This is a genomic window from Dethiosulfovibrio peptidovorans (assembly GCA_002748665.1).
GTDB classification, from domain to species: domain Bacteria; phylum Synergistota; class Synergistia; order Synergistales; family Dethiosulfovibrionaceae; genus Dethiosulfovibrio; species Dethiosulfovibrio peptidovorans_A.
Window position 1 is genome coordinate 60,620 of record PDTB01000015.1, and the last position, 14,364, is coordinate 74,983.

The 14,364-nt window shown below is 55.2% G+C and carries 14 protein-coding genes and 1 riboswitch; of the genes, 6 read left to right on the forward strand and 8 right to left on the reverse strand.

Annotated elements, in window-relative coordinates:
- Positions 1-169: 169 nt before the first annotated feature.
- The 4 genes from CSA35_01660 (at position 170) to CSA35_01675 (ending at position 3,933) form a co-directional block, all read left to right on the forward strand.
- Positions 170-718: a hypothetical protein gene (locus CSA35_01660; GenBank protein ID PIE55168.1), complete on the forward strand. Its 549-nt coding sequence runs from the start codon at positions 170-172 to the stop codon at positions 716-718.
- A complete protein-coding gene (locus CSA35_01665) occupies positions 715-1,197 on the forward strand; it encodes a hypothetical protein (GenBank protein ID PIE55169.1) in 483 nt (160 codons plus the stop codon). Before CSA35_01660 ends, CSA35_01665 begins: the two co-directional genes overlap by 4 nt.
- A 49-nt stretch (positions 1,198-1,246) precedes the next feature.
- The gene (locus CSA35_01670; protein PIE55170.1) at positions 1,247-2,434 is read left to right on the forward strand and encodes a hypothetical protein; all 1,188 of its coding nucleotides are present in this window, start codon (positions 1,247-1,249) and stop codon (positions 2,432-2,434) included.
- Positions 2,435-2,709: 275 nt separating this feature from the next.
- Entirely contained in the window at positions 2,710-3,933 is a 1,224-nt protein-coding gene (locus CSA35_01675; GenBank protein ID PIE55171.1) for an aminotransferase, read from the forward strand.
- A gap of 61 nt (positions 3,934-3,994) precedes the next feature.
- Here CSA35_01675 and CSA35_01680 read toward each other — a convergent pair whose 3' ends face one another.
- The 8 genes from CSA35_01680 to CSA35_01715 all read right to left on the reverse strand — a co-directional run bounded on the left by CSA35_01680 (position 3,995) and on the right by CSA35_01715 (position 12,665).
- Positions 3,995-5,566 carry a hypothetical protein gene (locus tag CSA35_01680; GenBank protein ID PIE55172.1) on the reverse strand — a complete coding sequence of 524 codons (1,572 nt, stop codon included), beginning with the start codon at positions 5,564-5,566 and terminating at the stop codon, positions 3,995-3,997.
- Positions 5,326-5,967, reverse strand: a complete 642-nt coding sequence (locus CSA35_01685; protein PIE55173.1) for a hypothetical protein — start codon at positions 5,965-5,967, stop codon at positions 5,326-5,328. Before CSA35_01685 ends, CSA35_01680 begins: the two co-directional genes overlap by 241 nt.
- Before the next feature lie 130 nt (positions 5,968-6,097).
- Positions 6,098-6,763: a nickel ABC transporter ATP-binding protein gene (locus CSA35_01690; GenBank protein ID PIE55174.1), complete on the reverse strand. Its 666-nt coding sequence runs from the start codon at positions 6,761-6,763 to the stop codon at positions 6,098-6,100.
- The gene (locus tag CSA35_01695; GenBank protein PIE55175.1) at positions 6,760-7,620 is read right to left on the reverse strand and encodes a cobalt ECF transporter T component CbiQ; all 861 of its coding nucleotides are present in this window, start codon (positions 7,618-7,620) and stop codon (positions 6,760-6,762) included. Before CSA35_01695 ends, CSA35_01690 begins: the two co-directional genes overlap by 4 nt.
- A 420-nt stretch (positions 7,621-8,040) precedes the next feature.
- Positions 8,041-8,658: a cobalamin biosynthesis protein CbiM gene (locus tag CSA35_01700; protein PIE55176.1), complete on the reverse strand. Its 618-nt coding sequence runs from the start codon at positions 8,656-8,658 to the stop codon at positions 8,041-8,043.
- A gap of 176 nt (positions 8,659-8,834) precedes the next feature.
- Positions 8,835-9,000: riboswitch (cobalamin riboswitch) on the reverse strand.
- A 409-nt stretch (positions 9,001-9,409) separates the two neighbouring features.
- Positions 9,410-10,057: an ABC transporter gene (locus tag CSA35_01705; GenBank protein PIE55177.1), complete on the reverse strand. Its 648-nt coding sequence runs from the start codon at positions 10,055-10,057 to the stop codon at positions 9,410-9,412.
- On the reverse strand, positions 10,057-11,661 hold the full coding sequence (locus tag CSA35_01710; GenBank protein PIE55178.1) for a hypothetical protein: 1,605 nt from the start codon (positions 11,659-11,661) through the stop codon (positions 10,057-10,059). Before CSA35_01710 ends, CSA35_01705 begins: the two co-directional genes overlap by 1 nt.
- A complete protein-coding gene (locus CSA35_01715) occupies positions 11,652-12,665 on the reverse strand; it encodes a Fe(3+) ABC transporter substrate-binding protein (GenBank protein PIE55179.1) in 1,014 nt (337 codons plus the stop codon). Before CSA35_01715 ends, CSA35_01710 begins: the two co-directional genes overlap by 10 nt.
- A 213-nt stretch (positions 12,666-12,878) precedes the next feature.
- On the opposite strand from CSA35_01715, the gene CSA35_01720 reads away from it, so the two are divergent.
- Both CSA35_01720 and CSA35_01725 read left to right on the forward strand, forming a co-directional pair.
- Positions 12,879-13,379 carry a hypothetical protein gene (locus tag CSA35_01720; protein ID PIE55180.1) on the forward strand — a complete coding sequence of 167 codons (501 nt, stop codon included), beginning with the start codon at positions 12,879-12,881 and terminating at the stop codon, positions 13,377-13,379.
- An 18-nt stretch (positions 13,380-13,397) separates the two neighbouring features.
- Entirely contained in the window at positions 13,398-14,345 is a 948-nt protein-coding gene (locus tag CSA35_01725; protein PIE55181.1) for a hypothetical protein, read from the forward strand.
- The last annotated feature ends 19 nt before the right edge of the window (positions 14,346-14,364 follow it).

A 14,364-nucleotide genomic window follows, 5' to 3' on the forward strand; every position in this document is an offset into this window, starting at 1 on the left:
TATGTTCGGACTTGTAGCACTCCTTGCCTTGGCTGGATGTGCCTTTGGGTGAACTCGCGACGGAGGCGGTGCCTCTGATTCTGGCGGGAGCTCCAAGGGGACCAGGGCGACTCAGGAACTTCTGGAGGCGGCCCAACGCTCCCTTAAACAGGGAGAGTGTACTCGCCTCATGACCTTGGCTCGACGAAAACTGGATGAGGTGGATCCCAAGGTGAAAGGGAGCATCATGTACTGCATGGCGCGGTGCTACTTCAAAAACGACGAGTACGACAAAGGGAAGGCCCTGATCATGGACATCCTGTCCACCCAGTACGACTCCATCACGGATCTTCTGGGGGACCGGGAAAAAGTTCGGACCCTGGCGGCTTCCCTCTTCGCATCCGAGGCAGGACAAAGAGGCAAGCCAGAGGATATCCAGGAAGTGCAAAAGGCCGTCGAAAAGGATAAAACCCTTGATCGACTCATGGTGCGGGACGATGAGGGAACCTTAGTCTCTCGAACCAAACTTTCATATATTCTCAAATTCCACGAGGCTCAGGCTTATAAGAACAGCGACAGGGCCAAGAAGGCACTGACGATTCTGAAAGAGCTTTCCTTCTCGTCCGGGAAGATCATGGTCGACGGCAAAATCGAAGGGCTTCGAGACGCCGTACACCGAATGACCAACGAAATTCGGGGAACAGCTATGATCCTGTGGCCTCGTGCTGTAGCCTCATGAGAAGCTTTCGTGTCCTGCTCTCCCTGACCCTCGTGGTGGCGATGACCACGGGGGCGTGGGCGGTGTTGCCCATGGCGATCCCCGATTTTAAGGTAAACGGCGTTGAGCCCCATCTGGGAGCCGCGGTAGGCGAGGTTCTGCGAACCAAGCTGGCATCCGTGTCCGGTTTGAGCCTTGTGGTGGTCGATAAAAATCACAGAATACAGGCAGGCAGCGAACAGCGTATAGGCTCATCGGGGCTGGTCGATCCTGCTACAGCAGCAGCCGTGGGTAAAGCTGTGGGAGCTCGATATATTCTGATTGGATCGGTAAACGGCCTGGGAGGGGAGATCTCCCTTGAATCCAGGCTCGTCGATGTGGATACCGGGTCGGTAGTCCAGAGCTTTTCCGTCTCATCGGATACCGGGGACGAAGGGGTGTTTGAGGCTGCCAAATACCTGGCTGACGACGTGAAGGCCGCCTTGGTCGGATCGTCGTGAAACTGATTAGGGGGGCCGTTGGCCCTCTTCGTGAAAGGAGGAACGTACAATGCGCGACAGGTTTCGAATGGTAGCGTGCCTCATGGCCGCCGTTCTCATGGTCACCCCCGCCTACGGAGTCACTATCACGTCATCGGAGGGGAGCGTTTCTGTAACGAGGCCTGCTGGCGAGAGCAGCACTCCTTCGGCACCAAGCCACTCAGGCCCTATCAACCTCGGCCTCACCCAACCGGAGAAACGTCGCTTGGCCAATGCCGTCGAGTTGCTCATGCTCACCAGCATGCAAACAAAGGACTCTTTTAACAAACTGGAGGCTCTGAACGAGCGGAAGGGATCAAAGGAGGAGATGCTGGCCAGGCTGAAGCACACACAAGAATGTTGCGAGGCCATGGCCAAGGCAGGGAAAAAACTGGAGGATACCGTGGACTTGGTCATGGTGACCTGGAGCACTCGAGCCGAACCTGAGCAGCGACTCGCTCTTTTGACCGGACTCTTCGGGACTTCTCCAGCCTGGGCTCGATACCGATCAAGCAACTTCAAAGACGCTCCCTCCCTCACCACGCAGCTTAAAAATGTGGCAAAAGCGACCTACTATGTGGCTGTTGAAGCCGGGAAACTCGCTAAGAAAGGCATCCGTAAGATTACCTCGACCGTGGGGTACGGTCACCGTCGCATAGGCGATGTTGTGGGACAAAAAAACTGGGCCAAGATAATGGCTTTCACCAAGGCAACGGCGGCCTTTTCGGTAGGGACGGGAGGCCTTATACTGACAACGGTTTCTCTGCCCGCCACGGGGGCCCTTACAGCCGTCGGCGCAGTAGCCGCTGTCGGACTTTGGACCGCTGGAAATATCAGTACCGCGATGACCTTGGCAGACGATTTAATCGCGATCGATGGGGGAAGAACGAGAAAGAAGAATGCCATCGATAAGGCCACGCAAGTTGCTACGTACATCGGGGTTGTAACCTCTGGCAATAAAGCGGAACTTTTCGTCAATATCCTGGGAGCTACCGGAGGCGACATCGCCGAAGAACTCGATCTGGGCGAAATGTCCGACGAAGAACTTGCCGCGTTTCTGGACAAACCACACATCAGGCGAATTTTAGAACAGAAAGGACTGAAGAAGAACTACCGTCCGCCATCCAAAACCCACGGCGGAAGGGATCATGACGGCAGAGGCGACAGGGACCACAGTGGCGGTGGTGGGGGCAGCTGTAGCGATGGCTGCGGCAATTGATTTTTTGAGTCTTTTTCATTCAAGGCGGGCCGGCTAGTCCAGCCCGCCTTTTTGTTATTCCCGCTCTCCCTTGGCGCCTAACGCCTTACAGCAATCTCGCCGCCGAATTTATCCCATACACGTACAAAGTTGGATACTGCCCTCTGTTTTTGAGGACTACACACATTGACGTATCGCTTTTTGCTCATCCAACAACTCCGTCAGATTCTTTCGCCATATCTTGCAGCCAATGCTCGACGATGATAAAGTTTTGATTTGACTTGGAGGGATATCGTATGCTCAAAACATCGGAATCGTTGTTCACAGGAAAAATCCGCCGTCTGGAACCATCCATGATTACCAAGATGCAGGCCCTGGGCAACCGTTGGAACGCCCTGTCCTTCACCGCCGGGCAACCCAGCTCTGATCTGTACCCTCTGGAAGGGCTCCAGGCCTCCTTTGCCCGGTCTTTAGGCAACGCCGACCTCCTCCCCTACTCTCCGTATAACGGAGGATACCCCAAGCTTCGACAGTGGATCGTCCAATGGATGAGGGACGACGGGCTCGTTCCAGATTGGGTTACCGAGGATCAGGTCATGCTCATTGAAGGCGCCCAGGAGGGAATTCACCTCGCCGCCGAGGCCTTCATCGAACTGGGTGACGGGATCGTCGTCGAGAGCCCCACATATACCGAGGCCTTGTGTACCTTCCGCCGTCAGGGGGCTAGCATCTTCCAGGTAGCCATGGACGACGAGGGGATTATCCCCCACGACCTCGAACGAGTGTTGAGCGTGGCTGGTCAGGTGAAGTTTCTGTATACAGTCGTTAACTTTCAAAACCCATCGGGCTGCACGACAACCGACACTCGCAAGAAAGAGATATTGGCCTTGGTCCGACGCTACGGCACGATCATTCTGGAGGACGACCCTTACCGCCATCTTCGCTACGAGGGGGAACACCAGGGAAGCTACATGGCACTCGCGGGCAACGGCATGGACGTCATCTATCTGGGAAGTTTCTCAAAGATCATCGCCCCGGGCCTTCGAGTGGGGTGGATGGTGACACCACCGAAGATGATCCAGCCTCTTGTGGACCTTCAGGCATCGTCCAACTCAAGCCTGCCAGCGGTCAATCAATACGCAGTGTGGGATTTTATGAGCAACCAGGACGTGAACGCTTATCTGGAACCCCTGAAAAACGTCTATCGAGAGCGTCGGGATGCCCTGGCCCAGGCTCTTCGAGACGAGTGTGCCCCACTGGGGCTTGAGTTCGTCACTCCAAACGGCGGTTTCTTCCTCTGGGGACAGATCCCCTGGCTGGACGACGACCTTCGGTTCGCCAGATACGTCGTGGAACACGAGCAGGTCGCTCTGCTCCCGGGAAGCGTCTTCTTTGCGGATCCGTCTCAGGGGTTGGGCACCCTTCGTTTTTCCTTCGCCCAGTCAAGCCCCGAGAACTCAAAAGAGGGAACCCAGCGCCTGGCACGAGCCATGAAAGCCTACCGGGACAGTATCAAATAAACTTCAAACCTGTTAAGAAAAAACGGGAGCATCGGTGAGAGCTCCCGTTTTTTGGATTGTCTTATGCACCTCTTTTGTCATTGTCAAAAACAACATGGACCACGTGGTTAGACATGTTCTCCCGAAGCCATCGAATCTTGCCGAAAAGCCTCATCCACCGCCATCGGGGAAGAGCGTAGTCAAAGATATTCCACTTCTCCAGGAAATGAATGTGTCGAGACCAGTTCACCACCTGGGCCGGGTCCTTGGGACCCCAGAGAAACTCCAGTCCGGGACTGACCCTGGGCAAGGAATCGTGGAATCGGGCCTTGCCTACCAGAGCCGATCCCAGGATCTCGTAGAGCATCTCCCCACCGGGAAACCGCCGGGCCAGATCAACGAACAGGGAGCGCACCTCCCCCTCTGTGAAGTACATGAGAAGCCCCTCAGCGATGAACAGGACAGGAGCGTCCTTTGGAATATCATCCATCCATGAGACGTCGAAGACAGATCGGGCCAGATATCGCCTGTGCTCCGTCTCGGGGAGGTAGCGACTTCGGACCTCAATGGCCTCCGGCAGGTCCAGGTCATACCACCGAACATCAAGTGCGTCGATGCGCTCCTGCCGGAAGTCCAGCCCCGAGCCCAGACTCACCACGATGCCGTCGGGGTGCCTGCGGAGGAAGTTTTTTGTCTCTCGGTCGAAGATCATGGACCGGATCGCCACTCCAACCTGGGATTTCCAACAACTGTCGAAAACCGAGAAATCATAGTCAATAGCATCCACCATCTGGGCAGCCCTGTGATCCGTCAGGATAGGGTTCTCCCGCTTGGTCTCCACTGCCTTGGCCCAAAGGGTGATGAGCATGGTCGCCGGGATGCCCGTGAGGTTCTCTCGTAATTCGGTGCCCTGCGTCCTCCTTCGGGATGAAGCCTCTCGGCGTCTAAGGCGGGGAACAATGCGGGGCACCGAGCGTAAGTAGTCGTTATACGCTCGACCGAATCGGTCCCTGAGCCAGGCCTCCTCCTGCGGCAAGAGCTGTCCCAGACAGATATACATGGCAACCGGGATCAGGAGAAGGAACAGGTCACCCTTGATGAGGAGTACAAATCCCGGAATGATAAACAGGATCCAGGCCCCATAGATGGGGTTTCGGCACAAACTAAAGACCCCGGAGGTACACAGGGTTCCCTGAGCAAAGTGGCGACGGACAGCTTGAGCTCCTGCAGCACAGAAAAGGAATCCCAAGACAAGCAGGATCGCCCCGATGACGGCGGTCGTTCGGGGCATGACTGCCCCCAGGGGCAAGACTCCACCGGATATCCTGGAGCAGTAGACGATGGGCAGAGCCCACAGGACACTTCGAACGATCCAGGGGGGACCTACGCCCCAGATCGTCATCCTCGTGTTGTTCATGTTTGTGTACCTCCTTCGTCGTCGTTCGTCGAGATCCCCAACCCCGTGATGAAGAGATCCGTCAGCTGATTCATGTACGCCTCGTCGCTGACAACTTGGCAGTTTCCTTGCTGTATGTGCTCCCGAAACTCCCACCAGATGTGGATGGCCCCACAGATGGCGGTGGCTATGGTCATAGGAGCTATGTCGGATCGAACATCTCCCCGTTCCTGGGCCTCTTGGATGAACTGCTTGCATTGTCTATGATATCGATCCTCTTCGCCCCAAGGCTCGTTGTCTCCTTCAAGGCGCCCCCAGTTTGCCAGGAGGATCATCGTTGGGTTGTCCCTGTAGAAAGCGAAGGAGTTCTCTATCATATGACGAAAAAAATCCTTTGTTGAGCCCGAGAATTCGGGATCCATGACGAACGACTGGCTCTCATACCATCGACGGCAAATCTCTTCTTTGACGGTCTCGTAGACCCCCTCCTTACTCTGAAAATGAAACAGAATCAGGGGCCCCGACACGCCACTTCGCCGGGCAATCTCCCGGATGGAGGTACCGGCGAAGCCCCTCTCGGCGAAAGTCGTCTCAGCGGCCTGAAGCACCTTTCGTTTCGTCCCCTCCGGGTCCCGGTCCCGGGATGTTTTTTTCGTCATGGGAGTCCTCTCCTCTCAAACCCATTACTTACCAATCAATAAATTAGCCTCGCCAAACACATCTGTCAAGCCCCTTGTTGAAAAAACGTGATGAGACAAAAAACCCCCCGGTCTCAAACCGGGGGAGTTTTTACGGTGCTTTAATGGGGCGTTCATCCAAAATGGTGCCATCTCTGACCTCCAGTCCCGAGGAGACCACCAAGTTAAGGAAGTCCGCATCGTGGGAGGAGACCAAAAATCCGCCGGGGAAGTCTCCCAGAGCCTGGATAAGACGCTGAGTCGCCGCAACGTCCAGACCGGCCGATGGCTCGTCTAAGAGGAGAAAGGCCGGGTTCATGGACAGGACAGTGCCCAGAGATCCCAGTTTTTTCTGACCTCCTGAGAGGATATGAGGTGGCTTTTCGGCCAGGTGATCCATGCCCAGAGACTCCAGAACCCTGTGGGATCGTTCTTTTACCTGAGACCGGGGGAGCCCCATATTGAGAGGCCCGAAGGCCACATCATCCAACAGGGTCGGACAGAAAAGCTGGTCATCCGGATCCTGAAAAACGAGCCCAACCTGACGGCGAAGAGTTCTCCAATCCTTAGCAGATTCGACAGGCTCGCCGTCCAGAAGGATGCTTCCACTCTGGAGAGGCAGAAGACCAACCAGGGTCCGAAACAATGTGGTTTTTCCCGCCCCATTGGGTCCCTTGAGGAACAGACGATCAGTTACGGTAAGGCGAAGGGAGATGTCTCTGAGAACCGGAGTCGCACCATATCCGATGTCAGCGTCCTGAAGCTCCAGCGTTTTCATATCAACAATCCCCCTCCAAATATCACGACAATCGCACCGAAGAGGGCCATATCGACAGCGGCCGTCCCGGAGTCGTCCTGGATAGACGGGAAAGTTCCGTCAAAGCCCCGAAGAACAAGGGCATCGTGAACCCGAACGGAGCGATCATGACTTTTAACCAGGAGGGAGCCCACCAGAGACGCCACAGCCCATATACCCATTCGGGAGAGAATCGGACGAAATCCCCTCAAGGTAGCGGCTTCCTGAATTCGTCGTTTTTCCTCTCGAATAACGTGAATGTACCGGGAGCAAAAATGTAGAAGCATGACAAGCTTGACGGGGACGCCCAACTGTCCCATGCCCCGAAGAACCTTGTGCAGAGGGCTTGTCCCCAAAAGGGCCATGAGCCCCAGGACCATAGCACTGCTTTTCAAGGTGATGACCGCCGAGAGGACCAACCCCTCGACCGAGAGGGGCAAGGGACCAATCAAGACGGTTGCTCCTCCGGTAGTAAAAGGCAGGGTGAACCACAGTGAGATGAGAAGCCCGTTCACCGCAACAAGTCGAAGGAGAACCGTCTTAAGGGGGAGCCAAGCCGCAAGAGCCAGGATCAGGCCATACACCAGAAGCCATAGGCTCCCCCTGAGATCTCTGGTAACCGAGACTGCCACGGACATGGCCATGGCCAGCAGGATTTTCCAGCGGGGATCGACTCGACGGAGAAAGGTCTCAAACACCACGCCGGGCCTTACCCCACAGGAAGGCCCCGACGATTCCGATGATATACCCGATACCCCCCAGGATCCTTGGCAGATCCGGTTTAGACATAGCCTTGGAGATGTCCATAACCATGTGCTTGACCGGTGCGATCTCCGCAGCTACAGCCTTTCGGATGTCCTCCTGAGAGATCGACGTGACCGCCACGGTGGAGGGGGGGGGAAAGGCAGAGTCCTCCGCTACCAAAGCCTGTGTGACCTCCTCAGCGGAGGGGACGTCCTCCCTGGTCAGGTCCTCGTGTACCACGTGCCCCATGCCGGCATTGATCGTGACCCGTACAGCGGTGAGCCCAGCCGGGATAGGTACGGAGAAGCCCCCCTCGTCGGAGGTCGTCCCTTTGGCGACCTCGGCTCCGTTCGACTCGATGAGAACTTCGGCCTTCACAACTGGGTCGCCGGTACTGAAGTACGCCTCACCGGTTATGGTATCACCCTCAAAGGCCGAGAGAAGGCACACCTTGTGGGCCCAAGCGGGGGCCGCACAGAGCAGACACAGGGTCATCAACACCGCGTATTTTTTGATCACAGAAGGTCACCTTGCTTTCTTCCGATCATCTCTGGCTTTGTTTTTGCCAGATAACCAATCACCAGCGAGCCAACAAAACCTTCGATGGCAGCCACAGGCAGGTGAGCCCATACGATGAGCTTGGCCGCAACGATAAAATTCTCCCCGGTAAAGATCATAACACCGGCGGTCATGACCGCCGTGAGGATAACCGAGGCTGCGCTACAGACGAAAGCCCCAACGTACAGAGCTTTTTTACCTCGGGGAACGAAAAACCATCGAAACAAAAGGCCGAAAAGCAGCCCCGGGAAGGCCATGTCCATGGCGTTAACCCCTAAAACCATCAGTCCCCCAAATTGAAAGAGAACTGCCTGGAGGAAGAGCGCAACGACACAGGCCGGGAATATAGCCCAGCCGAGAATGACCCCAGACACCCCGTTGAGAAGCATGTGAACGCTGGACGGGCCAATCGAAAAATGGATCAAGGACGCCACGAAAATCCCCGCTGAGACGACTCCAGTAGCTGGAACATCGTCGGCCTTAATCGATCGAAGGCCCTGAGCGGTGAAACCTGCGGCCAAAGCTGCCCCGGCCACAAGAACCGGTGCTGAGAGCACCCCTTCAGATATGTGCATATATCGATCCACCTCCTAAAAGTGTACCTCGATTTTTCAGGTACCATAGCTATGTGAGTCCGCGCAAATAAAAAGAGACGTCTCTTGAGGACGTCTCTAAATCAGCAAAACGAAAAAACACCCCGTCCGCTTAGAATGGACGGAGCCCCTCCGCTTGCCCCGAATCCTCGCAGGGGTCGTAGATCTCATTCTCAGGCCGGTATCCTGGCTTCCATCGTTCGTCCGCCAAGCCTTCCCGGAAGAACCTCCAGTGGCCACCATCGACGGACGTCAGGTACACAGTAGCGGGCCCGCGCCGGATTCTCACCGGTCTTCCCTGTCACCTGAGAACGCTTACATTATAAACGTTATTATACTCACTTTTTTCGAAAAGGCAACTCTTTCTACAGAATAAAGCACATATTGTTGAGTTTTTATTTTAAATATTTAAAAAAACAAGATTGATTTATTTGAACAGAATTGTGAAGCTGATTTTGCGACGAAGTCCGAAAGACGTGTCATAATATTGGCCGGAATGACTACGGGAAATGGAGGAGCAACTATCGTTTTCTTTACGATATCTACAGGCTTTCTGCGGAAGTTATGCTCTAGCTGTCTTTCGTCGAGATGTTTGCCAAAGGCAATGTATTTTTAACAGATACCTACTATGACCGCTGTGGTAACTGGGCCAACGTGACGGCCCTTTTGGGAGGCATAGCCCTCATCGGCCTCATAGGAGTCATGGGCCTGAGTCTTCTCCTCATGCAGGAGATCAGGAGAGATGAGAAAAATCCACAGTTCGATCAGCGAAGAGGCGGGCATCTTCCTGATCGTGTGTTACCAAAAGAGCCGTCGTTTTGGCATCGCTCAGGATGGATCGAAGATCCTGACGTATCCGGGCTTTTAGATGAGCATCGAGATTCGAGAAGGGCTCATCCAAAAGAAGAATGCGAGGCGATGGGGCCAAGGCACGAGCGATAGCCACCCGCTGTTGCTGACCGCCGCTGAGCTCGTGAGGGTAGGCGTCCTCATGACCGTCCATATGGCAGAGCTCCAGGGTTTCTCGAACCCGCCGACGACGTTCGACTTCTTTCTGTCCATGAAGACCGAAGGCCACGTTTTTACGGACTGTCATATGAGGAAACAAGGCGTAGTCCTGAAAGACCATGCCGACCTGGCGGTGCTCAGGCTCGACAAAAACAGTCTCGGAGGCTACGACTTCATCGCCGATGCAGATCCTCCCTGCCTGATTTCGCTCCAATCCCGCCACCAACCGAAGAAGCGTGCTTTTTCCACAACCGCTGGGCCCCAAAAGCGCCACAATCTCCCGATCCGAAATAGAGAGAAACAGGTCGTGAAGGACGGCACGCTCCTGAGAGACATACCAAAATCCAACCTCCTCCAACATGAGACAGGCCATTAACGTGGACTCCTTTTTTTCATGATATGAAGAAAGACCATAGGCAAGGCACTCAAGCCCACAATCATCAGAGATGCCATTGAGGATTCAGGGAGCATCTCGTCGTGAGCGTACTCAAAAACCTTGGTAGCCAGGGTGGAAAAATTGAAGGGCCGGAGGAGGAGGACCAGAGGGAGTTCCTTCACTATATCCACAAAGGTGAGGATATACGCAGTCACTAAGGCGTCTTTCATCATAGGGATGTCGATTTGGAGAAGGCTGGCCAGGCGACCATGGCCCAGAGTGCGAGCCGTCTCGGTGAACCGGGTGCCGATTCCCTCAAAACCGCTTTCCACTGCCTGAAAGGCCACGGCCATATACCGGATAGAGTACCCGGTGATAACCATGATCAGAGTCCTGCTGAGGCCGGTCGACAACAATCGGTCAGCCTCGACGAAAAAAAGAAGCACCGTCACGGCAATGACGGCCCCCGGTATGGAATACCCCGTCACTGCCAGTCGGGAGCATACGGATGAGAGCCTATTAGGGAAGTGGCGCCGGTAGTTGGCGACGATAAGGGCAAACACCAGAATGATTGCACTGCACGAGAGCCCCAAAGCCATAGAATTAAAGGTTATCGCCTCCAAATCATGGTAGCGAATTGCGTGGCGACTGGCCACAGCCCATACGATCATCTGCCCCAAAGGCACCAGAACACCTATGGCAAAAACCCCATAGGTAAAGAGCATGATCCCCACCTTGGTCCATCCTCTGGCCCTGATCGTCTGAATGGGGCGTGGTCTGGTTGACGCTGCAACAGATCGTCGGGGATCCCTGAGCGCTCGCTCGGACCAGGTGATCAGGAGGACAACCACGAGGAGGATCGCCGAGAGCCTCAGAGCCGCCTGAACATCGGAGAAGGATATCCAAGCCTTGAAAATAGCCGTTCCAAAGACGGGCAAACCGAAAAATGACACCACCCCATAGTCGCTGAGGACCTCCAGAACAACGAGGGTACCGCCAGCAACGACAGCGTTTCTGGCCAGAGGAAGAACGACAAAAAGAAAGACTCCTCCAGGGGAACGGCCCAGGGTCCGTCCCGCCTCAATGAACTGGGAGGATTGGCCGGCCAGAAAGGAACGAACGATCATGTACGTATAAGGATAGAGAAACACGGAAAAGAGAACCACGGCACCCTTCAGAGACATGATGTCCAGAGCCCCCGGAGGAACCTGTACACCCAGACCCCGAAGCCCCGACTGGACCATCCCCGTGTATCCCAGGAATCCAACGTAGGTGGTGGCACCGATGAAAGGAGGAATTGCCAAGGGGAGGACTAACCCTACAGACAGGAGCCTTCGCCCCGGAAAGTCGTAGACCGTGACAAACCACGCCAGAGAGACGGCGACAACCGTACTCAGGATCAGGACGCCGAGAGCCAGTTGCGTTGACGTAACGACGTACTCCCAGAGCAACACATCCCGAATATGAACCCATGTCTGGGAGGAGGCATCCAGGAGATGCAGAATTACATTAAGACCAAGCAGCACGATCATCGAGACGATGATCGTGCTGCTTATAGCCCATCCGTTGCAACGCAGAGAACCGAACGGTTTTATTTCCATCCTGCCTTATCAAAGATCATTGCAGCCTCTGCGGAGAACTTGCCCAGATTCTCGAAGTCTACTTTCTGAGTGGAGAAAGAGCCCCATGAGGCCTGAACTTTCGGAAGAGCAACGGCCGGGTTCAGGGGGAACTCACCGTTGGCTTCGGCATAAAGCCTCTGCACGGGCTCACTGGAGAGGTACTCCAGGAACTTCACGGCGTTATCCCGGTTTTTAGCACCGGCCACCATGGCAGCCACACTCAGGTTCAGATGGGTGTTCTTCGGGAAGATCAGCCCGATCTTTCCGGGAACCGCCGCCTCGGCCTGGTCAGAAGAACGAAGCATCTTGATGTAATAATAAGAGTTCATGATAGCCAGATCGCCCTCACCGGCCACTATTGCCTTGGCCTGGGCCCGATCGTTGCCCTTAGGGGTTCTGGCGAAGTTTGCCACTATGCCCTTGGCCCACTGAGCGGCTTTCTCAGGACCGTAGAGCTGGATAAACGAGGCAAGAAGGGTGACGTTATAGGACGAGGAGGAGCTCCGGACCAAAACCTTGCCCTTCCAGCGAGGAGCGGTCAGATCATCGTACGTTTTGATGGTCGACGGGTCCACCCGATCCAGGCTGTAGGCGATAATCCGGGCTCGGGATGTGATGCCCATCCAGCCCTTGCCACGGTAGTTTTGAGGGATGTTTTTCTCCACGGTTTTTGAGCTATACTCGCCCAGAAGCCCCCGATCCTTCAGGGGATAGAGGATCTCGGCCCCCACAGAGAGGAACAGATCAGCCTCGGACTGCCCCTTCTCCCTGGTAAGACGCTCCAGGAGCTGATTCCCTTTGCCCTCGACCACGTTGATCTTTATTCCTGTCTCTTTTTCGAAAGACGCATAGACCTCTTTGTCCACATCGTAGTGTCGTGCCGAGTATATGTTCAGGGTGTTCCCGTCGGCACTCCACGCACTCAGAGGCGAAAAAACGGCCAGAATGGCTACAAGGGCGCACATATTTCTAAAGTTCTTCATCGATTTATGCCACCTTTCTCAGTGATTGGGAGGCCTCAAGACCTCCAGACGGGGCTCGTGTTTGAGCCTTAAAACTTTTACAAAAGTATATATGATGAGACCGTCTTGTCAACATCGATTTTTATTCCAGGAAACGTACGATCGATGGAACTTCAGTGGTATGATCTGTCATAACAAAGATCGCCCCGGCGGCGACGAAAAGGCAGGTGAGTCATCGTGGCGTTTGCAACTGGGTGGCAGTTCTGGACGCTTCTTGCGATCCTCCTCCTTCTGGGAGAGATCGTATCACCGGGGTTTGTCCTGGGGTGCTTTGCCCTGGGATGTTTCCCGCCCCTTATCCTGAGCTTTGTATGGCCTCGTTTGTTTCAAGTGACCATGAACGGCAAGGTGACTATGGTCCTCTTTGCTCTGTCGTCGGTGCTGGGACTGTGGCTTCTCCGTCCCAGCCTGGTCCGTCGGCTCTACGGCCAATCTCATAGAAAATCGGACGTGGACGCTATGGAAGGAGCCCGGGCAATGGTAACAGTGGCTATTCCCAGTGGGTCCCAGGGAGGGTACGTGAAAGTCCGGGGCACCGAGTGGTGGGCCTTCCACCAGGACGGGGACCCCGTCCCGGTAGGGCGGGAGGTCGAGATCGTAAGGATTTCAGGCGCTAAGGTGATCGTTCGGGATACTCAGGATACCGGCGCCCTATCGAAGAACGGTTCGAACTGAAAGGAGAGGATGAAACCTATGTCTCAGGTCTTTGGGGTAATCGATAGCCTTATGGACTCGGCCCTGATCTGGGCCCTGGTCTTTTTGGCGGTGGCCCTGCTGGTCTCTGGAGTAAAGATCGTTCCTCAGGCTCATCGGATGGTGGTGGAGCGACTCGGTAAGTTTCACAGGATCTTGACTCCGGGAGTCAACGTCATCTTTCCCGTTTTGGACCGGACCAAAAAGGTCGAATGGTACTTCGGGGCCTCCCTGCGCAGCACCGCCAGTCTTGATATGAGGGAGCAGGTACTGGACTTTCCCAAACAAAACATCATCTCCAAAGACAACGTGGTCATGGAGATCAACGCCCTGCTCTACTTCCAGATCAGCGATCCCTTTAAAGCGATCTACGAGATAGCCAACCTTCCCCTGGCCCTGGAGAAGCTTACCCAGACCTCCCTGCGAAGCGTCATGGGTGAGATGGAGCTGGACGAGATCTTCAGCAAGAGAAGCGAGATCAATGAACGGCTTCGGACCACCCTGGATGAGGCCAGCGACGTCTGGGGCGTGAAGGTAAGCCGGGTGGAGATTCAGGACGTAAACCCTCCGGCATCGGTTCAGGAAGCCATGCAGCGACAAATGGAAGCTGAACGGACCCGGAGGGCGGTGGTGACCGAGGCCAACGGCCAAAGGGACGCCGAGATGAATCGAGCTGAGGGGAGAAAACGAGCTATCGAGCTGGAGGCTGAGGGAAAGGCCAACGCCCGAATCAGGCTGGCCCAAGCCGAAGCTGAGGCGTTGTCGGCTGTGGCCGTGGCCCTGTCAGCTCATGGAGGAAAGGACCCAGCAGCCTATCTCATCGCTGTGAAGTACCTGGAGTCGTTAAAGGAGATGGCCGCTGGGGACGGGACCAAAACAGTCTACCTGCCCTATGAAGCGTCGTCTATTCTGAGTTCGGTTGGAGCAATGAAGGAGGTATTTAAGTGACGGTCGCACTGGCACGAGG

Bases quoted from the DNA above. Each gene is read 5' to 3' on its own strand.
- CSA35_01660 (PIE55168.1), top strand. From the start codon at position 170: ATGACCTTGGCTCGACGAAAACTGGATGAGGTGGATCCCAAGGTGAAA.
- CSA35_01665 (PIE55169.1), top strand. From the start codon at position 715: ATGAGAAGCTTTCGTGTCCTGCTCTCCCTGACCCTCGTGGTGGCGATG.
- CSA35_01670 (PIE55170.1), top strand. From the start codon at position 1,247: ATGCGCGACAGGTTTCGAATGGTAGCGTGCCTCATGGCCGCCGTTCTC.
- CSA35_01675 (PIE55171.1), top strand. From the start codon at position 2,710: ATGCTCAAAACATCGGAATCGTTGTTCACAGGAAAAATCCGCCGTCTG.
- CSA35_01680 (PIE55172.1), bottom strand. From the start codon at position 5,566: ATGCAAGCAGTTCATCCAAGAGGCCCAGGAACGGGGAGATGTTCGATC.
- CSA35_01685 (PIE55173.1), bottom strand. From the start codon at position 5,967: ATGACGAAAAAAACATCCCGGGACCGGGACCCGGAGGGGACGAAACGA.
- CSA35_01690 (PIE55174.1), bottom strand. From the start codon at position 6,763: ATGAAAACGCTGGAGCTTCAGGACGCTGACATCGGATATGGTGCGACT.
- CSA35_01700 (PIE55176.1), bottom strand. From the start codon at position 8,658: ATGCACATATCTGAAGGGGTGCTCTCAGCACCGGTTCTTGTGGCCGGG.
- CSA35_01705 (PIE55177.1), bottom strand. From the start codon at position 10,057: ATGGCCTGTCTCATGTTGGAGGAGGTTGGATTTTGGTATGTCTCTCAG.
- CSA35_01710 (PIE55178.1), bottom strand. From the start codon at position 11,661: ATGGAAATAAAACCGTTCGGTTCTCTGCGTTGCAACGGATGGGCTATA.
- CSA35_01715 (PIE55179.1), bottom strand. From the start codon at position 12,665: ATGAAGAACTTTAGAAATATGTGCGCCCTTGTAGCCATTCTGGCCGTT.
- CSA35_01725 (PIE55181.1), top strand. From the start codon at position 13,398: ATGTCTCAGGTCTTTGGGGTAATCGATAGCCTTATGGACTCGGCCCTG.